The organism is Jeotgalibacillus soli (assembly GCF_000829435.1).
GTDB lineage: Bacteria > Bacillota > Bacilli > Bacillales > Jeotgalibacillaceae > Jeotgalibacillus > Jeotgalibacillus soli.
This window is the reverse complement of sequence record NZ_JXRP01000019.1, coordinates 132,912-157,079: the sequence shown is the minus strand read 5'-3', so window position 1 is coordinate 157,079 and position 24,168 is coordinate 132,912. Positions and strand designations below refer to the sequence as shown.

The window sequence follows — 24,168 nt, the reverse complement described above, 5'->3', positions numbered from 1 at the left end:
GAACGCAGAAAGGGTGAAGCGAATCATGGATAAAAATCAAGTGCGGGAAATTATTGCAACGCGAGCGGAAAGAGAAATCAAAAATGGAGACTACGTAAATCTTGGCATTGGTATGCCCACATTAGTAGCCAACCATTTATCTAAAGAAAAACAGGTTGTTTTACAGTCTGAGAATGGCTTGCTTGGAATTGGTCCATATCCGACGGAAGAAGAAGTTGATGCAGATTTAATTAATGCAGGGAAAGAGACGGTGACGACTGTCCCAGGGGCCGCTTATTTTGATAGTGCTGAATCATTTGCAATGATCCGCGGAGGTCATGTGAATATAGCGATTCTTGGAGGTATGGAAGTTTCAGAAAATGGTGATTTGGCCAATTGGATGATTCCTGGGAAAATGATTAAAGGAATGGGTGGTGCGATGGATTTAGTACATGGTGCACAAAAAATCATTGTGATTATGGAGCATATTAACCGGGACGGGCAGGCGAAAATCTTAAAACAATGCTCCTTGCCATTAACAGGAAAAGAGGTAGTAAATCGCATAATTACGGAGCGGGCAGTGATTGATGTAACGGAAAAGGGACTTGTTCTGGTTGAGGTCGCGAAAGGGTATAGTGTCGACGAAATCGTATCAACAACAGAGCCAACGCTGCATATTTCTGATGAAATCATCATGAACTCGTTTTAAACCATTTTTAATTTCTTTTCTCCATAGAATCTTTCTTGTAAAATGAAAGCGAATGGGAGGGATTTTAATGAAAAAAGCGAAGCCTGTAAGAAAAAAAACAGAAGAGCGTTCTCCAACCTTGAAAGACTCTCTCTCAAATGATGTGCTTAGTAAATTGCAATTGACAAAGCAAGCATTAACAGATCAAGAGACGGCACGCAAGGAAGAGGAAGCGAAGCAAAAAGCAGAGGAGCGCCGTTTTAAAGAGAAAAATAAATCATTTGAGGAGCTGCTTGAAGAAAGCTCATTAAATTGGCAGGATTATAAAAAATAATAGTTAAAAACAGCTTGCAGGATATTCGACGCAAGCTGTTTTTAGTTTTTATTTCGCTATGTTTAAGGTCATTGTTGATTTTGGCTATATGTTGATTGGAACGGATACGTGAGACTCCTGCTTAGAAAGGCGATTCAAAGGGAGACCCCACAGGCGCAAAGCGAGCGCCTGAAGCGGAAATCAACAGGCAATTTTAAAAGAGTTTATATTTAAGAAAGACGATGTGCTGAATAGCCGTTTTCCTTCGTTAATTTCTTCAAAAGTGTATATTCTTCATTAGATAGCGGATCGCCTGAAATGGCTTGAATATTTGTTTTTACTTGTTCGACAGAGCTTGCGCCGGTAATGACAGATGCGACCAATGGATCGAAAGCATTAAACTTCAAAGCAATTTCTGTCATCGAACGGGAACGATGGAATCGCTCATATAAAGACTCAAGTGTTTCTTTAAGCTCGTCATAGGAGTAGGATAAATAGCCTTCTTTTTTGATCGATTCACTTACTTTAGCCAAAATTTGATCAGAAAGTACGCCTTTTGCTAATGGCCCGCGGGTCACCACAGAAATTTTGTGCTGAGACAATAGTGGAAACGCTTCTTCTTCCGGACGACGATCTAATAGGCTGTATTGCATCATATTTGATACGATGGAGGATCGTTCAGCATACTCCTTTATCACATTCGGACGTATGGAAGAAATCCCGTATTCACGAATATACCCCTGTTCTTTAAGCTCTTCAAACGCGTCAATCGTTTCATCAATTGGGTCATCGAGTGTTCCGCCATGAAGCTGATAAAGATCGATATAGTCAACCTCTAAACGCTGTAAGCTCGATTTTACCTGCTCTTGTATGTATGATTTTGACGGATCCCATCGCCATCCGTCCTGAGCTTCGTTCCATCGATTCCCTACTTTAGTAGCAATCACAACCTCTTCGCGGACATTCTTTAACGCTTGTCCTACAATCTTTTCATTTACACCGTAATCATATAAATCGGCCGTGTCAAAATAGGTGATGCCCCCCTCAAGCGCAGTTTCTATAATTGCCTGGGCTTTTTTTTCGTTCGTTCCAAGAGACATGCAGCCAAGTCCAAGAACGGAGCTGCTTAGCGTACTGTTACCAAATGTTCTTTTTTCCATCGTAACGCTCCTTTTTATAAAACGTCTTTTCTGAATATATTCACATTCCTAGCTTCGTTCAAACTTGTTCGTCCGTCAAGCAGGAAAATCTAGTACACTACTGGTACAATAATTATGCAAAGATAGAGGAGGCCATGGAACATGAAAAAATTTGAAGAGGTTACAATTAAAAAGGATGTATTGTTTGAAGGGCGAATCATCAATTTGCAAGTAGAAAAGGTGTCATTGCCAAATGGAAAAACGTCAACCCGAGAAATCATTAAACATCCAGGTGCAGTATGTGTCATCGCATTAACGGATGAGGGGAAAATTATTATGGTAGAGCAATACAGAAAGGCGTTGGAGCGTTCCATTTTAGAAATTCCAGCCGGAAAACTTGAACCAGGAGAAGAACCGATTCTTACAGCTGCTCGTGAGCTGGAAGAAGAAACAGGGTATGGCTGTCAAGAACTACTTCCCCTCATTTCATTTTATACATCACCCGGCTTTGCGGATGAACTTGTTCATGTATTTGTGGCAAAAGGGCTGTATCGAATTGAAGAACCAAAGGAAGTAGACGAAGATGAGTTTGTAGAGCTCTTTGAACTAACGCTTGAAGAAGCAGAGGTCTGTGTCGCCAATCAGCGCATTTTTGATGCGAAAACAGCGTACGCTGTACAATATTTACGATTAGAAAACTTGAGAGAAAACAGTAAATAAAGAGTAAAATAAAAACGATTCATGATTACGCAGCTTTCCTCATACAATGGGACGAATCCAGTTGTGAGGGGGAAGCAATGCATGAAAAAACGAACATCACACTATATACTGCTACATATTCAGCAGCATGCGTCCTTATATATTTTTATTATGGCACTCCTTGGCGGAGGAGTGCTGACGGGGGCACTGCTTGTTCATCGTCTTCCAGTAGAGGATTTACATCCATTGTTAGACCCTTTCAGAGCTTATCAAGGTCAAGAAAATGGTTTTTGGCCAAGTGTTAACGAGCAAGTAAAGTCCTACACACTTATTGATATCGGCTTAATCGTTCTTATATGGTGTACAGGATTAACGCTAATCGGTTTGCCAGTAGCATGGTTTGTCATTTTTATAAAGGGTATGATGTTTGGGTTTACATCAGGTGTTTTTGTGGCCCAATATGGGTGGCAAGGATTATGGATTTCAGCCGGTGTAGTACTTCCTCAAAACATTTTGCTTTTTCCTGCATACGTAATCATGAGTGTACATGCCATGATTTTCACATTGCATATTTGGAGACGTATTGTGACAAGACAGTCATTTGCTCCATCCTTTCGAACAAGCTGTATTCGATATGTGCTAGTGTTGACATGTATGGTTATACTTGTTGCCATTGGCGGTTTAATAGAAGCCTATATTCCACCGCTTTGGATGAAGTGGTTTCACCCTCATAATTGATAATAATCATTATTATTTAATAATATTTATCATATCTAATTTATAATGATTATTGTTTGCATTAGGACCTCCATCTGATATAATGTGTATGACAGTGCGAGGGAGGGCTAATCATGGAAAGCAGAATTGAAAGAATTAAAAAACAACTGCATTCGGCGAGTTACAAGCTGACCCCGCAGCGGGAAGCAACCGTTAGAGTTTTATTAGAGAATGAAGAAGACCATTTAAGTGCCGAAGATGTTTACCTCCTCGTTAAGGAAAAATCACCTGAAATCGGCTTAGCAACTGTATATCGTACACTCGAGCTTTTAACCGAACTGAAAGTAGTCGATAAAATAAACTTCGGAGATGGTGTATCACGTTATGATCTTCGGAAAGAAGGAGCTGCCCATTTTCATCACCACTTAATTTGCCTTGAATGCGGCTCGGTAGATGAAATTCAGGAGGACCTGTTAGAGGATGTTGAGCATATAGTAGAACGTGATTGGAATTTTAAAATCAAGGATCACCGTTTAACATTTCACGGCATTTGTCATCGCTGTCAAGAATCGACTTCAGATGACGAAAATGCCAACCATTCGTGAACAAAAGCCATGCCGCCTGAGCTTGGCTTTTTTTATGTGTAAACAAATGAGCGAGCTTGTTTAGATGATAGATGACAACAAGGTAAAAGCATACTACAATGGTAGTAGCTGTTAATAGGGGAGGCTTGTAAATGAGAGATCAGCTTCGTGATTTCATTCAATTTATGGTAGTCGAAAAAGGCCTTGCGGCTAATACAATACAATCATACGAACGAGATTTGAACGCCTATATCAATTACATGGATAAGGTCGAGCAAATCACTTCTTTTGACTCGGTGAAACGATTCCATATATTGCAGTTTTTTTCCCATCTTAAAGAACAAGGGAAATCAGCCAAAACCATAGCAAGACATACATCATCGATTCGTTCATTTCATCAGTTTATGATAAGGGAAAGAAGAACTGAGCATGATCCAACACAGCATCTTGAAACACCTAAATTGGAACAAAAGCTACCGAAGGTGTTGAATATTGAAGAGGTAGAGAGTCTACTAGAGGCACCTGATCTATCAAAGTCAAGCGGCTATCGTGATCGGGCAATGCTTGAAGTCTTGTATGCAACGGGAATTCGTGTAAGTGAACTGATTGGATTAAATTTAGATGATATCCACTTAGAGATGGGCTTTGTTCGATGTATTGGAAAAGGAAACAAGGAACGAATTATTCCAATTGGCAAATCCGCTTCTGACATGCTCAATATCTATATTCACCAAGCGCGAAACCAGCTGAGGTCATCTTCTGAGCAGGCACTTTTCCTAAATCAGCATGGCAGAAGACTTACTAGACAAGGTTTTTGGAAAATATTGAAAGGGCTTGCAAAGAAAGCAAAGATAGAAAAGGAGCTAACACCACATACATTGCGTCACTCTTTCGCAACACATCTGCTAGAAAATGGCGCGGACTTAAGAGCTGTACAGGAGATGCTTGGTCATGCAGATATCTCGACCACACAAATCTATACCCATGTTTCAACGACCAGGTTGCGCGAGGTCTATACTAAATTTCACCCAAGAGCATGATTTGGGTGAAATTTAAGTTGTCAGACTTCAGACAATTTGCTTGGCATAATATCTGTGAACTGGGTAAAATAGAATGAAATTAAAAAAGGAGGAACAAATTATGTCACATTATACATACAAACGTGTTCATTTAGTGGTATTGGACTCAGTAGGGATTGGAGAGGCCCCTGATGCAGCACAGTTTAATGATATAGGATCAGACACGCTGGGCCACATTGCTGAACACATGAATGGACTGCGCATGCCTAATATAGCAAAGCTGGGACTTTCTAATATAAAAAATATAAAAGGGGTTGATCGTGCTGATCAACCTCTCGCTTATTATACAAAAATGAAGGAAGCATCTGTCGGCAAAGATACAATGACAGGACATTGGGAGATAATGGGCCTTAATATTGATAAACCATTTAAGGTTTATCCGGATGGATTTCCAACAGAATTAATTCAGCAATTAGAAGAGAAGACAGGTCGAAAAGTGATTGGCAATAAGCCAGCGAGTGGTACTGCCATTTTGGACGAGCTTGGTGAAGAGCATATGAAAACAGGAGCGCTCATTGTCTATACTTCTGCTGATCCAGTGCTTCAAATTGCTGCGCATGAAGAGATCATTCCAATTGAAGAGCTCTATCGTATTTGTGAAATCGCCCGGGAGCTGACGTTGGATGATAAATATCTTGTCGGTCGTATTATTGCCAGACCGTTTTTAGGAAACCCGGGAGATTTTAAACGTACATCTAACCGTCATGATTACGCATTAAAGCCTTTTGAACGTACGGTTATGAATGAGCTAAAAGAAAGTGGTTACGATGTCATTGCAATTGGAAAAATTTCTGATATCTATAATGGTGAAGGTGTAACCGAATCACTTCGCACAAAGCATAATATGGATGGAATGGATAAACTCATTGAGACGTTTGACCGTGAATTTACTGGGCTCAGTTTTTTAAATCTGGTGGACTTTGATGCACTTTATGGCCATCGGCGTGATCCACAAGGGTACGGAGAAGCATTAGAAGCATTTGATGCAAGGCTTCCGGAAGTGTTTGAAAAAATGACGGATGATGATTTGTTAATTATTACGGCAGATCATGGGAATGATCCCGTACACGCAGGCACGGATCACACCAGAGAGTATGTGCCATTACTAGTTTACTCCAAGCGCCAACCAGCAGGTAGAAAATTACCAATTCGTGAAACCTTTGCGGATATAGGTGCAACAGTAGCAGATAATTTCAATGTGAAAATGCCGCCATTTGGAACGAGCTTTCTTCAGGATATTATTCGATAAAAAACAAAAAAATTTGTGATAGGAGTTGTATCAATGAAAATAATAGACTTAATCAATAAGAAAAAGAGAAGTGCAGAGCTGACAAAGGAGGAAATTGAATTTTTTATCGATGGATTTGTAAAAGGACAAATTCCAGACTATCAAGCATCGGCCTTTTTAATGTCAATATGGTTCAATGGAATGAACAATAAAGAAACCTCGTTATTAACAAATGCGATGGTGAGTTCAGGAGATACAATGGATTTATCATTTATTAAAGGCAAAACAGTTGATAAGCATAGTACGGGGGGCGTAGGGGATAAATTAAGCTTAACGGTTTCACCGATTATTGCCTCTCTTGGCATTTCGCTTGCAAAAATGTCTGGGAGAGGACTTGGACATACAGGAGGAACCATTGATAAGCTCGAAGCCATTGAAGGGCTAAATACTGAGCTGACGAAAGAGCAGTTTAATAAGACCATCCAAGAGACAGGAATGGTTATCGCAGGTCAAACAGCTAATCTTGTGCCGGCTGATAAAAAGCTTTATGCATTAAGAGATGTGACAGGGACAGTCGATTCTATTCCACTAATCGCATCTTCCATTATGAGTAAAAAAATTGCTTCCGGTGCTAACTCTATCGTGCTTGATGTTAAAGTCGGCAGTGGAGCGTTTATGAAAACCATTGATGAAGCAAGGGAATTGGCAAGTGTTATGGTTAGCATTGGTGAATCGCTCGGTCGAAAAACGATCGCTGTACTTTCCAACATGGACCAGCCGATTGGCAGGTATGTCGGCAATCGCCTTGAGGTATTGGAAGCTTATGAATTACTTTCAGGTGAATATGAAGAGGATCTATATGAGCTTACAGTTGAAATATCTAAACAGCTGCTTATTTCAACTGGTGATTTTACAGAGGATCAAGCCGTCAAGGCGATCGAAGAATCCCTTGCATCAGGCAAAGCACTCCAAACGTTTAAACGGTTTTTAGAAGCTCAAGGCGGAAAAGTCGACTCAATCTTTAATGAAAAACATAAATTTAAAATTGCAGTAAAATCTCCTCGCGATGGATATATAAGTAAGATAGATTCGGAAGAAGTGGGCATGGCTTCATTGATGCTTGGAGCAGGAAGAGAAAATAAAGATTCCGTTATAAATCATGCAACCGGAGTAGAAATTCATAAAAAAATTGGAAATAAAGTTTCAGCTGGTGATACATTATTTACACTTTACACAGATACGGAAAATATTAATGAGATATCCGACAGGCTGTTAAATGCCACGGTCATAAATGAAGAAAGAGTAGAAAAAACAAATAGTATCCTAGAAGTAGTGAAATAAAATGTTTGTAACGCTCAAGGTGTGAATCAAAAAAGTACTGCGCATATGAAGTATTTTGAAAGATTGGAGTATAAAAAGGACAATGGATAGACTGACCTAGGCATTTAAGACATATTTAAAACAACATTTTTAGGCTGCCTTACCCCAAATTCTTTGGGTGCCAGGTAGCCTAATTTTTCTTGAATTCGTTCTTCATTGTAATGACGTAAGTAGTCATTCACTTTCTTTATAGCCTCGACCTTAGTCATCGAATTAAATTTGATGTACTGGGATTCCTCAGACTTTAGGTTGGAGTGAAAGGACTCAATCACGGCATTGTCCCAACAGTTGCCGCGTCTAGACATACTGCTGCTAATCAGGTGATTCTCTTTTACATAATGTTGGTAAGCATAAGAAGTATACACACACGCTCCCCTGATCTGAATGAATCATAACATCTTCAGGATTTCCTCGAGACTGTAAAGCGTAAGCTAATGTTCCCATCACAAGTGGCGTCTGTTGATGATCAGCTAGTTTGTACGTGACAATTTCATTGTTGAACAGGTCCATAATGGTTGATAGAAACAACGTTAAACTTCCATATTGAATATACGTGATATCCGTTACCCACTTTTGATTTGGAGCTGTAGCGGTAAAATTTCGTTCCAGCAAGTTCGGGGCAACAACGACTGATTCATCTTGTGATGCCCATTGCCGTTTCGGTTTTACCCGGTATTGTAAGTGATGCTCCTGCATGATTCTCTGAACGGTGTTGCGATTCAACTTGATCCCATATTCCCTTTGAAGAAGAGCTTTGATTTTTTGATGTCCATTACGATAATTTGTTTTCTTGCATAACTCGATAATTGCTTCTTCTATAGAAGAATGGGTTGGAGGGTCTTCGTTCAACCAGCGATAAAAATTAGAATGAGACACATTTAAAGCTGATAATATCGCCTTGACCTTATATTTGCTACGAAATTTCTCTACAATCTTAAGAACTATTCGTTTTTCAACTCCTTTGACAGTTCCAAATACTTTTTTAGGATTTCATTTTCCATCTTCAGATGAGCATTTTGACGATCTTTCTTTTCACTCTCGCTGGCATATTCAGGGCCATGTCCATATGAATATTGTTTGCCAATCGGTTGATCGAACCGGTGGATTTCGTTGGATCGAAACCATCTAATCCATGTGTCAATCTGTGTTTTATTTATAATTCCATACTTCTCCATTATCTTTTGTCGTTAATTGACCACTCATTTTGTCTTTTACAACTGTCCATTTGGTTTCACTAGAATATATATTTTTGCCCACGCAAAAACACCTCCGATTTTAGTACTTACTACTAGTGTACCAATTCGAAGGTGTTTTATATTGTCTCAGTAATTAGGTTAGTCTAGGCTGAGGTCTCAGCCCATTCTCCTTTTTTGTTAATACTCCATTTACTTATCCGCTGTGTCTTTCATCAGAATGATGTCTCCTGATTTTCTTTTTACCGCAAACAATACATGTATCTGTGTAGTAGCTGTATCTATGCTTTTTAAAGAATTTACAATCTATCCAATGCTTCAATTTCCTCATTTAACTCTCCCCCTTACAAAGAAATGTACCAAATCAAAGAAAGTGATTAATGAAATCGATCAAGTATCACTTTTGCCTATGTTGTCTCTCTTAATTAATTTTTTATAAAAGAAAGAAATATCCGAAAAGAATAAACCAATAAATGGATAAATTATATCGATAAAAGCAGACAAGTATGTATAAAATTTTGTTCTTTAGATTGGATGAAACGGGTCTATTTTTTCATTATAAAGAACAAAAGGTTCTCAGTAAAGATAATTTTTCTATTATATGAGAGGAAATTTCTAATAAAAAATACAATATTATTTAAATTATTTAATCGTTAGACGCATGAATCATTTCACTTTGATCAATCCTTTTATTACTTCAATAGTAGTTGTTTCTCACGTTTTTAAATCAATCAATAGAATCATTTATTCTGTTTTCAAATGATTAATTGAAGCTTTTATATCCTGAGCTTAAAAGAGCCCCTTTAACAAAAAAGATAACTGTCTAATTTTAGGTGGTTATATGGTTATTAATGAAAAGTATTTTGATATATCGATATCCATGTATAAAAGCTTTCTTTCAAGGAAAAAATGAACAAAAGAAATCGTTCGTGAAGGGTGCGATAAAAATGACAAAATGGATACAGCTTTTTGCTTGTACACTGCTGCTTTTTACAGTTATGCCAAAAACAATGATGGCCAATGAACAAAAAGCTTCCCCCTTGGAAGAAGTAAAATCAGCGATATTAATGGATCAATCTTCAGGAATGATCGTGATGGAAAAAAACAGTAACGATCAGCTTTCGCCAGCGTCCATGACAAAAATCGCAACCTTACTTCTTGTAATGGAAGCCATCAAAAAGAAAGAAATTACGTGGGAGGATATCGTCACAACAAGTGAAAAAGCGAGTTCAATGGGAGGGTCCCAGATATATTTAAAAGCAGGAGAAGAAATGACCGTACGTGATATGGTCAAAGCCATATCGGTTGCATCAGCTAATGATGCTTCTGTCGCCATGGCTGAGCATCTTGCTGGTTCGGAAGCAGATTTTGTAAAACGTATGAATGAAAAAGTGAAATCCTTAGGGCTTAAAAATACTGTATTTCAAAATGCAACGGGACTCCCTGCTGACAATCATGTCAGTTCAGCCTACGATATGGCACAGCTGGCAAGAGAGCTGCTGACACATGAGGAGATCTTGACTTTTACTGGAATCTATGAGGATTACCTTCGAAAGGATACGGAGGATCCATTTTGGCTAGTGAATACTAATAAGCTTGTTCGCTTTTATAAAGGAGCAGACGGGTTAAAAACAGGATTTACAAAAGAGGCCATGTATTGTTTAACGGCAACAGCCAAGAAGAACAATATGCGCTTTGTCGCTGTCGTATTTGGTGCTCCAACTGCGAAGGAACGGAATGAAACCGTTGGCTCGATGCTTGACTATGGATTTACTCACTATAAAAGTAACACATTGCTGAAAGAAGGGGCTCAGGTAGCTGAAGTTCCAATTGATAAGGGGTCGCCTTTTTACTTGATAGGTGTACTTGATAAACCATTAACATGGTTGTCACCGGTTAAAGAGAGTAAACAAAACGTTAAAAAAGTCCGTACAATTTCATCAGGACTTCAAGTGCCCCTTAAAGAGGGGGATCAAATCGGTACGATGACACTTTATGTCGGTGGAAAAGAAATGTCGTCGGTAAAAATTGTGGCAAAGGAAAAGGTCACAAAAGCCTCATTCACTGAGCTCTGGATGAGAAGTATGAATGTAATGCTGAAAGGACAAAAATAAAACGTCGAATTCACACTAGTTTTTTCTACTATTGTCAACATGCAGGAAAAGTATTGCATGAGAGGGAATACTCCCACTGAACCACTAAAAGGGAGGAATTCGCATGGGCTTTACTGTTCAAGCAGAAATTAAAAAAGATGTGCTGCTGCTTCGTATGCAAGGAGAACTCGACCACCATGTCACAGAAAAAATTCGTGAAGAACTTATGCTCTTAATGGAGGAGAATCACATTAAGCATCTGATTTTAAGCCTTGCGGAGCTGGAGTTTATGGATAGCTCTGGACTAGGATTGATGCTCGGGCGATACAAATCTCTTCAGAAAAAAGGCGGAAGCATGATCATTTGCTCCATTTCCGAGCCGGTTAAACGCTTGTTTGAAATGTCAGGGTTGTTTCGCATCATGATTATTGAGTCATCTGAAAGTCGGGCATTAGAACGTCTGGGGGTGGCGTAATGAGAAATCAAGCTACATTTCAATTTTTATCAATAAGTGATAATGAAGCATTTGCTCGCATGGTCGTAGCAGCCTTTGTAGCACCGTATGATCCTACAATAGGTGAATTAACGGATATAAAAACAGTTGTAAGTGAGGCTGTCACAAATGCCATTATTCATGGATATGAAGGACGTTCTGATGAATGGGTTTATTTGTCATTAAACATGGATCAAAATGTCCTGTCTATAGAAGTGCGTGACAAAGGCTTAGGGATGAAGAATATAGAAGAAGCCATGCAGCCGTTGTTTACAACAAAACCAGAAATGGAAAGATCGGGTATGGGTTTTACCATTATGGAGCATTTTATGGATGAGGTAAACGTTACTTCAGACGTCTCTGAAGGAACCACAATTCGAATGATTAAGCATCTTGCCACTGTTCAGGCAGGAGCACATTGAGGATGAGGTAGTATGAGCGCGAAATCAACAGCCGTTAGTCATGAAACCGTCAGGGAATGGATTCGACTAAGCCAAGCGGGAGATCAAGAGGCAAGAAGCAGAATGGTTGAGAGCAATGTTCGGCTCGTTTGGTCTGTGGTACAGCGCTTTATAAATCGAGGACATGATGCAGATGATCTGTTTCAAATTGGCTCGATTGGGCTGCTAAAAGCGGTTGATAAATTCGACTTATCCTATAGTGTGAAATTTTCAACCTATGCTGTGCCAATGATTATTGGAGAAATTCAGCGTTTTTTGCGAGATGATGGAGCAGTGAAAGTAAGCCGATCAGTAAAAGAGCTTGCCGTTAAAGTAAGGCGTTCAAAAGAAAAGCTTGCTAATTCACTAGGAAGATTGCCAACGATATCGGAAATTGCAAACGATCTTGAGGTTTCAATTGATGACATTGTTTTGTCGCAGGAAGCGTCAAGAGCACCGACTTCTATTCATGAGACCGTATATGAAAATGAAGGGGATCCTATCACACTGCTTGATCAAATGGCTTCAAATGAGGAAGAACAGTGGTTTCACCAGCTGTCCTTGAAAGAGGCGTTATTGACACTAGAAAAACGAGATCGCGTTATTATCTTCCTTCGCTATTACAAGGATTTTACACAATCAGAGGTTGCCGAACGGTTAGGAATATCACAAGTTCAAGTGTCGCGAATTGAAAAAAGAGTATTGCAATCAATTAGGGATTGGTTAGGTGACGCTAAAGAAGCATAAAAGGGAGAGGGGGGAAGAGGGGCATGTCTCAAACCGTTTATCTTAAGCTTAGAAATAAAATCTCTTTTCAAAAAGGACAGACCATCCTTTTAAAAGATGTTGTGGATATAGCTGCAGGTGGTGTGAACGAACGTAAGATTCAATCCATTCCTATTCAGCATATTCATAAGAATACTACTGAAACATACGTATTAGTGGAACAGATTGATCTCATTCGTATAATGAAGAAGCATTTGCCAAACATCCATATTGAGATCATGGGAGCAACAGCAACATTAGTCGATCTTTCTGGTTCACCAAAGAGAAGTCCTCTTCTCCTTTTTCTATTTGTATGGAGTCTGTTATTTGTAGGTTCAGGACTTACAATTATGTATTTTCATGAAGATGTCAGTATGAAAGAAACACAAATCAGTATGGTCAAGATGATGACTGGCGAGGAAAATGAATACCCGCTTTGGTTTCAAATTCCATATTCCTTTGGACTAGGATTAGGAATGATTTTATTTTTTAACCATTTATTTCAAAAGAAATTTAATGAAGAGCCCAGTCCGTTAGAGGTTGAAGTTTATAATTACGAGCAATCGCTTGATGAATATATTGTTGATGCTGAACGAAAAAGAAGGGCACAAAATAATGATCAGTAATCTTTTCGTATCCTTTATCGGCTTTGCTTCAGGGATAGCCGTTGGAGGAGGGTTTGTAGCATTCCTGGCAGTGCTTGGCATCATTCCGAGATTAATCCAGCTGGTAGGTTCCCGTGTCCATCTAAGATCACTTGAATGGGCAGTAATTACTGGGGCAATGACGGGATTGGCTGGCAGTATATACGAAGTGTCGACGGAGTTTGCGATTTGGCTCGTGCCACTCGTAGGTTTGCTTGCAGGTACCTTTATCGGGATGCTAGCAGCTGCTTTAACAGAAGTACTAGATGTAATTCCAATTGTAACAAGAAGACTTGGCATGGCTTCAAAGCTTCAAGCAATTATGCATGCCATTGTATTCGGGAAAGTAGCCGGCTCGTTGTTTTATTGGCTGCTGTTTATTCCATATAAATAAAAGGAGCGGGAATATGCAATCGTTGCCATTAAAAGCAGATCATTTAGATGAAATATTGAAGACAAGAGCCGGATTAACTGAAAGCTATGATTTTAATGTTAGGAAAATGATTATTGATGGTGTAGATGTTCATGTCTATACGGTTACCGGGCTTTCTGACTCTATGTACATAATGAATCTTTTGGAAGAACTTATAGAGACACCCTATGATAAGAATGCCAAATTAAACATAGCTGACACGATTTATAATCGATTAATTCATCAGCAGGTTGTAAAGGTATACACAGTAGAGGATTTAATTAGACAAGTATTTGCTGGCCTTATTGCTGTTAAAGTTTCAGGTGAGGATTCAGCATATATCATAGATCTAAGGAGTTATCCTGGACGTCAGCCTGAGGAGCCTGATACCGAAAAGGTCGTTCGCGGCTCACGTGATGGTTTTGTCGAAAACATTGTGATTAATACGGCTCTTACAAGGCGAAGAATTCGTGATGAGCGTGTGCGCTTCGATATGCTGGAAATTGGACAACGTTCAAAATCAGACGTAGCAGTGGGATACATAAAGGATCTCGCAAATCCAGATTTGATCAATATGATTAAAAAAGAGCTATCTGCGATTGATATTGATGGGTTGACCATGAGTGATAAATCCGTGGAAGAATATATTGTGAAACAGGGATTTAATCCTTTCCCAATGGTGAGATATACCGAACGCGCTGATATTGCTGCTACACATATGCTTGAGGGGCATGTGCTGATTTATGTCGATACTTCTCCAAGTGTTATTATTACCCCCACTACTTATTTCCATCATGTACAGCATGCAGAGGAATATCGTCAATCCCCTGCAGTAGGGACCTTTGTGCGGTGGATTCGATTTACAGGCATCGTGGCATCATTAGTACTACTGCCGCTTTGGTACTTATTTGCCATTGATCCTGCACTCCGTCCAGAAGCACTATCCTTTTTAGGAATGAAGGATGATACATCTTTACCTTTAATCTTACAATTATTTATTGCGGATATAGGGATCGAGTTTTTAAGAATTGCAGCCATTCATACCCCGACCCCTCTATCGACCGCAATGGGTTTAATAGCAGCGGTGTTGATTGGTCAAATAGCCATTGATGTTGGATTGTTTGTGCCGGAAGTTATTCTTTATGTGTCTCTTGCAGCAATTGGAACCTTTGCCACGCCAAGCTACGAGTTAAGCGTTGCTAATAAAATTGTACGCTTAGGATTAATGCTGCTTGTCTGGATTTTTCATGTGGAAGGACTGGTAATAGGTGTAACTGTATTAATCCTCTTTTTGATCCAGACGAAAGTCTTCAATAGTCCATATTTGTGGCCGCTTGTCCCATTTCGTCCAAGAGCGCTCATGCATATCCTGATTCGTATGCCAATGACGCATGTTATGCTGCGCCCAATGATTGTGAAAACAAATAATAGAGTAAGACAGAGCAAAACCGGGGAATGACGTTGCAACTCAATGCATGATTATGGTACAGTTCTTATAATTATGAATGGACTTAAGATCGGTCCTGCAAAGAAAGGAACTGAACCATGCATTACTACGGAACGTCATCTGCAAATGAAAAAGGACATTTAACAATCGGTGAAGTTGACACCATCGAGTTAGCAAGACAATACGGGACACCGCTATATGTTTATGATGTAGCATTGATCAGGGAGAGAGCAAGAGGATTTAAGCAGACCTTTGAAAGGCTTGGGGTAACCGCTCAGGTCGCTTACGCAAGTAAGGCTTTTTCATCGATCGCGATGATTCAGCTTATTGAAGAAGAAGGGCTCAGTCTAGATGTGGTTTCGGGAGGAGAGCTTTATACAGCAATAAAAGCAGGCTTTCCAGCTAAACGAATCCACTTTCATGGAAATAATAAAAGTGCCGAAGAAATCACAATGGCTCTTGATTATGGAATTGGCTGCTTTGTTGTGGATAATTTTCATGAAATGAATCTGCTCCAATCACTCTGTGAGCGAAAGCAGGTTAAAGCATCGATCCTTATCCGTGTAACGCCCGGTATCGAAGCACATACACATGATTATATTCTAACTGGTCAAGAGGATTCAAAATTTGGATTTGATCTTCATAATGGGCAAGCGCAAGAAGCGTTAAATCATGCATTAAATAATCAATCATTACATTTGATGGGCTTGCACTGTCATATTGGATCTCAAATCTTTGAAACAACAGGGTTTATTAAAGCTGCTGAAAAAATGATACAAAAACTTGCTGAATGGCATGAAGAGTATCAATTTACTTCAGAGGTGCTCAATTTGGGCGGTGGTTTTGGAATCCGTTATACTAAAGAGGATACACCGATTGCTCCCTCTAATTATGTGGAAGATATCATTGGGGAAGTAAAGCGCATGATGGGTGAAAAAGGACTTAATATGCCGGAAATTTGGATTGAACCAGGACGTTCTTTAGTCGGTGATGCAGGAACCACTCTCTATACGATTGGCTCTACAAAAGAAGTTCCGGATATTCGCACTTATTTAGCTGTAGACGGTGGAATGAGTGATAATATTCGTCCTGCTCTATATGATGCACGGTATGAAGCTGTTATAGCGAATAAGCCTGAAGCTAAAAGAGAAAATACAGTGTCAATTGCAGGGAAATGCTGTGAATCAGGTGATATGCTTATTTGGGATCTGCCGATTGCACAAGCTTCTCCTGGAGATATTCTAGCGGTATTTTGCACAGGGGCTTACGGTTATGCAATGGCTAATAACTATAATCGAATTGCCAGACCAGCTGTCGTTTTTGTCGAAAATGGAAATGCATCTCTAGTTATAAAAAGAGAAACAAACGAAGATTTACTCCGCTTAGATGTACCGCTCCATAAAACAGTTTGAGAACGTAGTGAATAGATGGATATAAAAACTACAGTAAAAATACTATGTAAACTGGGAGTGTAAGAATGCGGAAACAAAATATTTTTCTTTTTATTGCTCTTCTTATAATCGCGATTGGATGGGGAGCCTATTATTGGTTCTTTATTGTGGAATGAATGCGTTTCTACTCGGTTGAAATACTCACCCTTTTTTAGTATGATAAAGAACGATTGAGGAAAAAGTTAAATTTCCTGCTTGTCACTAAAAACACAATATCATAACCACAATGAGGGGTAGCTATGCTAATAAGATACAAAAAATCCTTTGAAAAAATCGCAATGGGACTTATGTCCTTTATGCCGACCGAAAAGGATTTAAAAATGCTTCAGCAGTCCATGAAGATGTATGAAGAGGAAAAGAACTGTCAGCTTTTTTTATGGAAAGAAGAAGATATTATCGGACTTGTTGGTGTTAAACTTGACGCTCATGAGGTGCTCATTCAGCATATTTCTGTTAGTCCGTCACACCGTAATGAAGGTGTCGGAAAAAAGATGATTAATGCGCTGCAGGACATGTACTCAGATAAATCGTTTATTAGTACATCCTTTACAGAAGGTTTCCTAACGAAGTGTACACAGGAAGAGCTTAAAATTGGAATGGATAATGAAAAACCACTGACTTAAAATGATCTGAACCCATAAAGCTAGCCTTGGATTTTAAGCAGCTACTTGGGCATGAGTACGGTATGGAACCGGGCTCATGCCTTTTAATTTTGGCTTAATCCGTTTGTGATTATAGTAATAAATGTTATTCACCCATTCTATTTTAAACTGCTCTATACTCTCAAATTCTTTTAAATAAAGTAATTCAGACTTTAATAAGCCAAAGAAATTCTCCGCTAGCTTGGTTTCTATCGAATATTTTGTCATAAAAAAACTACACCTCCAATTGTTAGCTTTGTCTAACAATTGGAGGTGTAGTTTAAAATAGTCAGTGGTTTTTGTGGATGTGCCGTTTCGCTAATTCGCTTAAACGCTCGTGGATAACCTCTGTTCGGTCTCTCTGACTATGTCGTTCTACGATCATCGGATTCTTCAAATCACTTATATCTCCCCAAAGAAACCCTCGCTCTTCACAAAGTGAGAGACAATGTTTCTCAAGCTCTCGGTCATGTATGGGTAATTGAATACTAATATAAGGAGTATGGGAGGCCATAGAGGCTCTTAATGACTGTAATCGTTCTAAAAACGTTGTAGCTTCAATGCCGAAAGAAACGATTTCATCCTCGTGTAAACGAAACTTCATTATTGCTTTATCAAGGGTTCGAAGCCCCCCGTTCATATTATTTCTTCGATGATGGTAGAGTGCTACTGCAAGCTGAATCCACCCAACCCAAATTGAATCGCGGGCCATTGGCGTGTGCGTCTTCCAATATTCTTCAAGAACCTCATGACATTCAAAGTAATCACGATCGCCATGGAAATGAACAAGATATTCTATGAACGCATCCGGATAGGACTTAGTCATTATACCGCCTCCTTTCGTAATTTATATACTAGCATAAGACACGTTCGATACACTACTAAGAAAAATACCAGATTGTAATAATGATTGCAATTGTCATTCCTGCTACGTCAGCTAATAGCCCAATTGAAAGGGCTCGTCCCATTTTTTTAATTCCTACTGCACCAAAATATACAGTAAGAACATAAAGCGTCGTATCTGTACTGCCTTGAATAATGGCTGCAGCCCTGGAAATAAAGTGCTCTGGACCATAGGTGGCAGTTAAGTCTGCAAGCATGCCGAGTGAAGCAGATCCTGAAATGGGTCTGATTAACATTAAAGGCAATAAATCAGGCGGTAAGGAAAAAAAAGAGAGGATAGGTGCTAATGCGTGATTAAAAGCATCTAAGAACCCCGAGGCGCGAAGTATATTGATTGCAACAAGCATGCCGAGTAAGAAGGGAAGCAAGGAGATGGAAAGCCGTATACCTTCCTTTCCACCTTCTGTAAATGCTCCGTATGCATCTACCTTTTTATAAAGAGCAAACAGTAAGATACACGAAATTAACGCTGGAAGAAATAATGAAGAAATGATCGCGAGAATGGACATTTCTACACCTTCTTTCTTCGCTTAGAGAATGACCAGAAAAGACGATCAAGTAGTAGGGCTGTTATGCACGATCCACAGGTTGCTAGAAAAGCGGGGATCACGATGTCCATAGCATCAAGGGCTCCGTGTGACATTCTTAAAGAAATAACAGTTGTTGGGAAAAGAGTAAGAGCTGCAGTATTCAAACATAGGAACGTAACCATTGATCTAGAGGGGCTATTTTTATTTGGATTTTGTTCCTGCAGCGCACTCATTGCTTTCAAGCCAAATGGAGTTGCAGCATTGCCAAGACCGAAGAAGTTTGCTGTTAAATTAGACATAATAAACCCTAATGCCGGGTCGGATGGGGATAAATCGGGAAAAATTTTTCTAAGCAAAGGACGGGTTAGCCTGGTAAGCTGATCTAATAATCCTGCACGCTTTGCAATTTCCATCATTCCAAGCCAAAAGGTGAAAATAGCGATAAAGCCGATAATAAGCTGTACAGCCTGGGTAGAAGCCTCGAACATAGCGGTATTCACATCATCAATTGTCCCATTAAAAATACTGTATACAATGCCAAAGAGAATCATGAAGATCCATATTAGGTTAACCATAAAATTTACCTACCAGAATTGGATTTTTTTGATAAAATTTTGCCACCAAGATGGTTCTGCCTCCCTGTATTCTTTGATTAAAGGCTCTTCGTACAGGATTTTATCTCCCATTTTCACCAATACTTTAGAAGACTGGTCCTTGTCTGGTGATAGCCTCGCTAAAATGATAAGTGATGTTGATTCTTCTTTTGTGAGGGGATAGTTAAATCCATTCACAAGTGTATATTGTTCTGTAGCAGATTGACCTGGAAAAGGTGGGAGTGTACCAGGAAATAGTATTTGTTTATTTTCGTATGTATGAAATCCGTATTCAAAAAGGCTCATGTGGTCATTCCAATCATTTGATGCCCGAAGGGTTACAGCGATTAAAGACATATTATTATGATTAGCAGAAGTAACAAGCGTTCTACCAGCCAATTTGGTAAAGCCAGTTTTACCACCGGATGTATGAGGATACATACCATTGACTAAACGATGTTTATTTCCCCATACAGGGTTGGGTTCAATACTTTCTGCTCGATGACTTTTTGTGCCAAAAATCGTTTTAAATGTATCATCGCGCATAGCTTCCCTTGTCAACAGGGCCATATCGTAGGCGCTTGAGTAGTGCTGGTCATCAAGATCTAATCCATGTGGGTTTGTAAAATGTGAGTTTTTCATTCCAAGCCGCTTTGCTTCTTTATTCATTAGCTTTGAAAATTCTTCTACTGAGCCGCTAATATGTTCAGCAATTGCGACTGCGGAATCATTTCCTGAGCGCAGCATCAACCCGTACAATAAATCATTCAAGGTAACCTTTTGTCCCGCCTTTAAATACAGGCTTGATCCCTCTGTTGTGGAGGCTGCTGCACTAATTGTCACTAAATCATTTAGGTTTCCATGTTTAACGCCTAAATGTGCGGTCATTATTTTAGTAATGCTCGCAATCCGCTGTTCAGAATGGGCATCCTTTTCAAATAAAACTCGTCCGCTTTCTGCCTCAATGAGGATCGCTTGAATAGCGGAAGGGGACGGGGGGGATACGGCAACTGAAGGAGTGACGAAAACATGAAGACCAATAAAGATTGTCAGCACCAAAAGAAACACGTTTTTCACCATATTCACCGTCCATCTAATCATGATAACAATAGCCTATGTGAAAATGGAGAACTCATGACAAAAATAAAAACCGGTTTCTTCCAGAGGCAGTTTGCCAGGAAGAAACCAGTTGAGATCATTAATATTTATCTATTTGTTTGCATCATTTTCGTGCGAAATTCCGTATCATAATATTCGAGCTCTTCACGGAGTGTTTGGAAGGGAGTTTCTAAACGAAGCAGTAATCGTTCAATGCTTTCTGGAAGCGCTTGTCTGAAGTGAATTGCTTGTTTCCCTGTGAAGGCAGAACGACTGTCTTCATACCATAAATCATTGTGCGGAGCGTAAAATTCTTGAATGCATTTATGATATACACCATAAAGGGTATGCTCAGCTGACGATGGTGAAAAAGGAGAGGACCTCATTATTATACTCGTCGCGTCATAGCCTTCCTCGCAATAAACCAACAGTCTTCTTAATCCGCTCATAACCCCTTTATAATACTCAATATCGCCGTTTTTTTCTGCTAAAAGTGATTCAAGCGTTACACAGTTTAGAAATGTTTCAAGCTCTTGTACAGTATGACCAAGAAACGTATAAGCGTCCTTAATTTTTGTTTGCACCAATTTATTAATCATCATGTCTCTCCTAAATTAACATTTCCTCAAGGCAGATTAGTTAGATGGATATCTGTATAGATCATACAAGGAGTCTCTCACATTACTCATTTGTTAGTGTATTGTGAAGGGATTTAAAAAACAGATCGGTTTCCTCATCACCCTCTAAATCCTTAACATCCTCCGGCAACGGCGGTAGCTCGGATAAATCTTTAAGACCAAAGTAATCGAGAAATTCGTCTGTCGTTCCGTATAGTATGGCTCTCCCTGCCCCTTCAGCTCGTCCTTTTTCTTTGATTAATCCTTTTGATGCGAGTGTTTGGAGCGGGCGGTCTGTTTTCACACCGCGAATATCCTCAATGTGGATTCTTGTAATCGGTTGACGATAGGCAATGATTGCCAATGTTTCGAGCGCTGCCTGGGATAGGCTGGAATTTGATGGGCTTTCCACAAGTCTTTTAATATAATTTGCATGATCTCTTTTGGTAGCCAATTGAAATGTCCCGGCAAGCTCTACAATTTGAATACCTCTAGAGGCATCACTTATATAGTTATTCTTTAGTTCACCCATCCATTCTGTAATAGCCTCTTCACCGATCATCAATACATTTGAAAGCTGTGAGGTATTAAGACCTTCATCACCAGCTGCAAAAAGCAGACTTTCTATAATACTTTGTGCTTCATGCTTGTCCAACCATTGTCACTCCTTCTATTGCCTCTACCAAGATGTCGGAAAAATTCTTGCTTTGCTGCACATATATTTCGTTTCTTTTCATTAGCTCGAGAACAGCAAGAAACGATACGACCATATGTGATTTTTCTGCAACGGGAAAGAGATCTTGAAATTTTCTTTGTCCAAGGTTCTTCCTGAGATCCATCATAATTTCTTTCATTCTTTTATCAATGGATATTTCTTGTCTCGTTACCCGTGTAGATAAGGGTTTTTGCAGTTTTTTTCTTCTCAGCAGCTTATGGAAAGCGCCAAGCATATCATAAAGGCTTACATCGAGACCTTCTGTTGAGTCAATTTTTTGTGTTTCATATTCCGATAAATCTAAAGGTGCTTTTGTAAAAACACTGCCTCTTAATTCTTCTTTTTCTTTTAGTTCCACAGCAGCCATCTTATATTTACGGTACTCAATTAGGCGTAAGACCAGTTCATCACGAGGATCTTCTTCTGTAAGGTCAAGCTCATCGTCATTCCATTCTTCTTCATGCTTTGGAAGGAGCATTCGGCTTTTGATCGCCAGAAGAGTGGCCGCCATTACTAAATATTCGCTTGCTACATTTAATTCAAGCACATTCATGGCGCGAATATAGAGCATATATTGTTCCGTAATATCCGCCATTGGGATGTCGTAGATGTCTATTTCCAACCCCTGTATCAAATGAAGCAATAGATCCAAGGGACCTTCAAATGCATCAACCTTTACACTGTATTCCATATGTATCACCATTATCCTTCTCGCATTGCTATCTTTTAGTATAGAGTATTTATTTGTGACTTCCAATAGCTTTTTCTTCACCAAATATTATGAAAAAACGTCACCATATAAGGGATCGTTGACTTTTTCTTGTCATCTTTTGTTTGCTTTTCCAATGGATTGTGCCATAATTCACTAAGGATAGACAACTCTTAAAATGAGGTGCAATGAAATGGAACGTTTACAAAAAGTGATCGCACATGCTGGTGTCGCATCACGCAGAAAAGCAGAAGAACTTATTCAAGCAGGCAAAGTGAAAGTAAATGGTACCGTCATCAAGGAACTGGGCGTGAAAGTAGGGCCTTCAGATAAAATAGAGGTTGAAGGAATCAAGATAGAAAGAGAAAATAGAGTGTACTTTCTCCTTTATAAGCCAACAGGCATTATATCGGCAGTTAACGACGATAAGAAGCGTAAAGTAGTAACTGACTTTTTCCCGCATGTTCAGGAAAGAATCTACCCTGTAGGGCGCTTAGACTATGATACATCCGGTTTGCTTCTTCTTACAAATGATGGGGAGTTTGCCCATTTGCTTACGCATCCAAAATATGAAATTCACAAAACGTATGTTGCCAGGGTGAAGGGGCTTGTATCAAGAGAGTCACTAAGAAAGCTTGAGAGAGGCATTAAGCTTGAGGATGGAATGACGGCTCCTGCGAATGCTAAAGTGCTGTCAGCTGATAAGAAAAAAGATAAAACAATTATAGAAATAACCATTCATGAAGGGCGTAACCGACAAGTTCGCAGAATGTTTGACGCCATTGGGCATCCTGTGCAAAAACTAAAAAGAGAGCGATATGCCTTTTTGAATCTGGCAGGATTAAATGCTGGTGATGCGAGAGAGCTGACTCCTCATGAAGTAAAACAGCTTCGAGCTTTGGCTGAGAGCGGAACAAAATAAATTGAATAGCAAGCCTACAAAAAACTACAATCTTATACAAAGATTGTAGTTTTCACAGTTCATTCATATACTAGCGACTGATTTCTTCAAGTAAATGCTATAATGACAATGAATGTTTGCATGACGAAAAAGTAGCACAAACCGTAAAGGAGGATCATCAAGATGAGCGATCGCAAAAAAAGGCGACTTATAATGCGGGTCTCGATCCTAGCTGTCTTGATTGCAGCTGTAGTATACACGCTCTACTCTACGCTTGCAGGGGATGAACGTTATCTCGTAAAGGCTGGAGATCATGCGCCTGATTTTGCCCTAACCGATTTAAATGGAGAAACCCATCGATTATCGGATTACGAAGGACAAGGTGTGTTTTTGAATTTTTGGGGAACATGGTGTAAACCTTGTGAAAAGGAAATGCCCTACATGGAAAACCAATATGATGTATTTAAAGACCAAGGTGTTCAAACCATCGCGGTAAATGTTGGAGAATCCGATTATCAGGTACGTAATTTTGCAGAACAGTATAATTTATCATTTCCGGTTGTGATTGATACACAAAAAGACGTCCAAAATGCGTATACAATTGGTCCGCTTCCAACAACATTACTCATAAATCCAGAGGGTGAAATAGTCAAAGTTATTACAGGAGAGATGTCCGAGGAAGATATCGTTTCTTACATGGACATGATCAAACCATAA

30 protein-coding genes and 1 pseudogene are annotated in these 24,168 nt (G+C 39.4%); 19 read left to right on the top strand and 12 right to left on the bottom strand.

Annotated elements, in window-relative coordinates; genetic code table 11:
* Positions 1 to 25: 25 nt before the first annotated feature.
* Both KP78_RS14975 and KP78_RS14970 read left to right on the top strand, forming a co-directional pair.
* Positions 26 to 688: a 3-oxoacid CoA-transferase subunit B gene (locus KP78_RS14975; protein WP_041090167.1), complete on the top strand. Its 663-nt coding sequence runs from the start codon at positions 26 to 28 to the stop codon at positions 686 to 688.
* 67 nt (positions 689 to 755) lie between these two features.
* Positions 756 to 1,001: a YqkE family protein gene (locus tag KP78_RS14970; RefSeq protein ID WP_041090166.1), complete on the top strand. Its 246-nt coding sequence runs from the start codon at positions 756 to 758 to the stop codon at positions 999 to 1,001.
* Between the two features lie 209 nt (positions 1,002 to 1,210).
* Here the strand turns inward: KP78_RS14970 and KP78_RS14965 are convergent, their stop codons facing one another.
* Positions 1,211 to 2,140 carry an aldo/keto reductase gene (locus tag KP78_RS14965; RefSeq protein WP_041090165.1) on the bottom strand — a complete coding sequence of 310 codons (930 nt, stop codon included), beginning with the start codon at positions 2,138 to 2,140 and terminating at the stop codon, positions 1,211 to 1,213.
* 141 nt (positions 2,141 to 2,281) lie between these two features.
* Between KP78_RS14965 and KP78_RS14960 the strand changes: the two genes are divergently transcribed.
* The 6 genes from KP78_RS14960 to KP78_RS14935 all read left to right on the top strand — a co-directional run bounded on the left by KP78_RS14960 (position 2,282) and on the right by KP78_RS14935 (position 7,767).
* A complete protein-coding gene (locus KP78_RS14960) occupies positions 2,282 to 2,839 on the top strand; it encodes an NUDIX hydrolase (protein WP_041090164.1) in 558 nt (185 codons plus the stop codon).
* 81 nt (positions 2,840 to 2,920) lie between these two features.
* Positions 2,921 to 3,556, top strand: a complete 636-nt coding sequence (gene spoIIM, locus KP78_RS14955; RefSeq protein ID WP_041090163.1) for a stage II sporulation protein M — start codon at positions 2,921 to 2,923, stop codon at positions 3,554 to 3,556.
* A 113-nt stretch (positions 3,557 to 3,669) separates the two neighbouring features.
* Positions 3,670 to 4,140, top strand: a complete 471-nt coding sequence (gene fur, locus KP78_RS14950; RefSeq protein ID WP_041090162.1) for a ferric iron uptake transcriptional regulator — start codon at positions 3,670 to 3,672, stop codon at positions 4,138 to 4,140.
* Positions 4,141 to 4,271: 131 nt separating this feature from the next.
* Entirely contained in the window at positions 4,272 to 5,159 is an 888-nt protein-coding gene (xerD, locus tag KP78_RS14945; RefSeq protein ID WP_041090161.1) for a site-specific tyrosine recombinase XerD, read from the top strand.
* A gap of 100 nt (positions 5,160 to 5,259) precedes the next feature.
* Positions 5,260 to 6,447: a phosphopentomutase gene (deoB, locus tag KP78_RS14940; RefSeq protein WP_041090160.1), complete on the top strand. Its 1,188-nt coding sequence runs from the start codon at positions 5,260 to 5,262 to the stop codon at positions 6,445 to 6,447.
* Positions 6,448 to 6,480: 33 nt separating this feature from the next.
* Positions 6,481 to 7,767, top strand: coding sequence for a thymidine phosphorylase (locus tag KP78_RS14935; protein ID WP_041090159.1), 1,287 nt, complete (start codon positions 6,481 to 6,483; stop codon positions 7,765 to 7,767).
* Between the two features lie 104 nt (positions 7,768 to 7,871).
* Here the strand turns inward: KP78_RS14935 and KP78_RS19405 are convergent, their stop codons facing one another.
* Genes KP78_RS19405 through KP78_RS20145 form a run of 3 tightly spaced genes read right to left on the bottom strand, consistent with a single transcriptional unit; the run spans position 7,872 to position 8,981 of the window.
* On the bottom strand, positions 7,872 to 8,111 hold the full coding sequence (locus KP78_RS19405) for an integrase core domain-containing protein (RefSeq protein WP_084220101.1): 240 nt from the start codon (positions 8,109 to 8,111) through the stop codon (positions 7,872 to 7,874).
* Between the two features lie 7 nt (positions 8,112 to 8,118).
* The gene (locus tag KP78_RS14930; RefSeq protein ID WP_235420969.1) at positions 8,119 to 8,739 is read right to left on the bottom strand and encodes an IS3 family transposase; all 621 of its coding nucleotides are present in this window, start codon (positions 8,737 to 8,739) and stop codon (positions 8,119 to 8,121) included.
* Between the two features lie 8 nt (positions 8,740 to 8,747).
* Positions 8,748 to 8,981, bottom strand: coding sequence for a hypothetical protein (locus KP78_RS20145; RefSeq protein ID WP_106388582.1), 234 nt, complete (start codon positions 8,979 to 8,981; stop codon positions 8,748 to 8,750).
* A 965-nt stretch (positions 8,982 to 9,946) separates the two neighbouring features.
* Between KP78_RS20145 and KP78_RS14920 the strand changes: the two genes are divergently transcribed.
* From KP78_RS14920 to KP78_RS14880, 9 genes are all read left to right on the top strand, one after another.
* Positions 9,947 to 11,113: a D-alanyl-D-alanine carboxypeptidase family protein gene (locus KP78_RS14920; protein WP_041090600.1), complete on the top strand. Its 1,167-nt coding sequence runs from the start codon at positions 9,947 to 9,949 to the stop codon at positions 11,111 to 11,113.
* Between the two features lie 103 nt (positions 11,114 to 11,216).
* Positions 11,217 to 11,567: an anti-sigma F factor antagonist gene (gene spoIIAA / locus KP78_RS14915; protein WP_041090158.1), complete on the top strand. Its 351-nt coding sequence runs from the start codon at positions 11,217 to 11,219 to the stop codon at positions 11,565 to 11,567.
* Positions 11,567 to 12,007, top strand: coding sequence for an anti-sigma F factor (gene spoIIAB, locus KP78_RS14910; protein WP_041090157.1), 441 nt, complete (start codon positions 11,567 to 11,569; stop codon positions 12,005 to 12,007). Before spoIIAA ends, spoIIAB begins: the two co-directional genes overlap by 1 nt.
* Positions 12,008 to 12,019: 12 nt before the next feature.
* Positions 12,020 to 12,772, top strand: coding sequence for an RNA polymerase sporulation sigma factor SigF (gene sigF, locus KP78_RS14905; protein WP_041090156.1), 753 nt, complete (start codon positions 12,020 to 12,022; stop codon positions 12,770 to 12,772).
* A 23-nt stretch (positions 12,773 to 12,795) separates the two neighbouring features.
* Entirely contained in the window at positions 12,796 to 13,416 is a 621-nt protein-coding gene (locus tag KP78_RS14900; protein WP_041090155.1) for a stage V sporulation protein AA, read from the top strand.
* A complete protein-coding gene (locus KP78_RS14895; RefSeq protein WP_041090154.1) occupies positions 13,406 to 13,828 on the top strand; it encodes a stage V sporulation protein AB in 423 nt (140 codons plus the stop codon). Before KP78_RS14900 ends, KP78_RS14895 begins: the two co-directional genes overlap by 11 nt.
* A 13-nt stretch (positions 13,829 to 13,841) precedes the next feature.
* Entirely contained in the window at positions 13,842 to 15,305 is a 1,464-nt protein-coding gene (locus tag KP78_RS14890; RefSeq protein WP_041090153.1) for a spore germination protein, read from the top strand.
* Positions 15,306 to 15,391: 86 nt separating this feature from the next.
* Positions 15,392 to 16,705 (top strand): diaminopimelate decarboxylase, encoded by a 1,314-nt coding sequence (lysA, locus tag KP78_RS14885; protein WP_041090152.1) that lies wholly within the window; start codon positions 15,392 to 15,394, stop codon positions 16,703 to 16,705.
* Positions 16,706 to 16,983: 278 nt separating this feature from the next.
* Positions 16,984 to 17,367, top strand: coding sequence for a GNAT family N-acetyltransferase (locus KP78_RS14880; RefSeq protein WP_041090151.1), 384 nt, complete (start codon positions 16,984 to 16,986; stop codon positions 17,365 to 17,367).
* A 33-nt stretch (positions 17,368 to 17,400) separates the two neighbouring features.
* Here KP78_RS14880 and KP78_RS14875 read toward each other — a convergent pair.
* The 8 genes and pseudogenes from KP78_RS14875 to KP78_RS14840 form a co-directional block, all read right to left on the bottom strand.
* Positions 17,401 to 17,583 (bottom strand): annotated as a pseudogene (locus tag KP78_RS14875) (IS3 family transposase); the annotation flags it as partial.
* Between the two features lie 91 nt (positions 17,584 to 17,674).
* Positions 17,675 to 18,211: a DUF309 domain-containing protein gene (locus KP78_RS14870; RefSeq protein WP_041090150.1), complete on the bottom strand. Its 537-nt coding sequence runs from the start codon at positions 18,209 to 18,211 to the stop codon at positions 17,675 to 17,677.
* Between the two features lie 55 nt (positions 18,212 to 18,266).
* Entirely contained in the window at positions 18,267 to 18,797 is a 531-nt protein-coding gene (locus KP78_RS14865; RefSeq protein ID WP_041090149.1) for a spore maturation protein, read from the bottom strand.
* Between the two features lie 2 nt (positions 18,798 to 18,799).
* Complete coding sequence (locus KP78_RS14860; protein ID WP_041090148.1) at positions 18,800 to 19,393, bottom strand: nucleoside recognition domain-containing protein; 594 nt, start codon at positions 19,391 to 19,393, stop codon at positions 18,800 to 18,802.
* 9 nt (positions 19,394 to 19,402) lie between these two features.
* Complete coding sequence (locus tag KP78_RS14855; RefSeq protein WP_235420954.1) at positions 19,403 to 20,512, bottom strand: D-alanyl-D-alanine carboxypeptidase family protein; 1,110 nt, start codon at positions 20,510 to 20,512, stop codon at positions 19,403 to 19,405.
* A 104-nt stretch (positions 20,513 to 20,616) separates the two neighbouring features.
* Positions 20,617 to 21,108 carry a DUF3907 family protein gene (locus tag KP78_RS14850; protein WP_041090147.1) on the bottom strand — a complete coding sequence of 164 codons (492 nt, stop codon included), beginning with the start codon at positions 21,106 to 21,108 and terminating at the stop codon, positions 20,617 to 20,619.
* 82 nt (positions 21,109 to 21,190) lie between these two features.
* Positions 21,191 to 21,781: an SMC-Scp complex subunit ScpB gene (gene scpB / locus KP78_RS14845; protein WP_041090146.1), complete on the bottom strand. Its 591-nt coding sequence runs from the start codon at positions 21,779 to 21,781 to the stop codon at positions 21,191 to 21,193.
* Positions 21,768 to 22,532, bottom strand: a complete 765-nt coding sequence (locus KP78_RS14840) for a segregation/condensation protein A (RefSeq protein ID WP_131272638.1) — start codon at positions 22,530 to 22,532, stop codon at positions 21,768 to 21,770. Before KP78_RS14840 ends, scpB begins: the two co-directional genes overlap by 14 nt.
* A gap of 211 nt (positions 22,533 to 22,743) precedes the next feature.
* Between KP78_RS14840 and rluB the strand changes: the two genes are divergently transcribed.
* Both rluB and resA read left to right on the top strand, forming a co-directional pair.
* Entirely contained in the window at positions 22,744 to 23,472 is a 729-nt protein-coding gene (gene rluB / locus KP78_RS14835; RefSeq protein ID WP_041090144.1) for a 23S rRNA pseudouridine(2605) synthase RluB, read from the top strand.
* Between the two features lie 162 nt (positions 23,473 to 23,634).
* Positions 23,635 to 24,168, top strand: a complete 534-nt coding sequence (resA, locus tag KP78_RS14830; protein ID WP_041090143.1) for a thiol-disulfide oxidoreductase ResA — start codon at positions 23,635 to 23,637, stop codon at positions 24,166 to 24,168.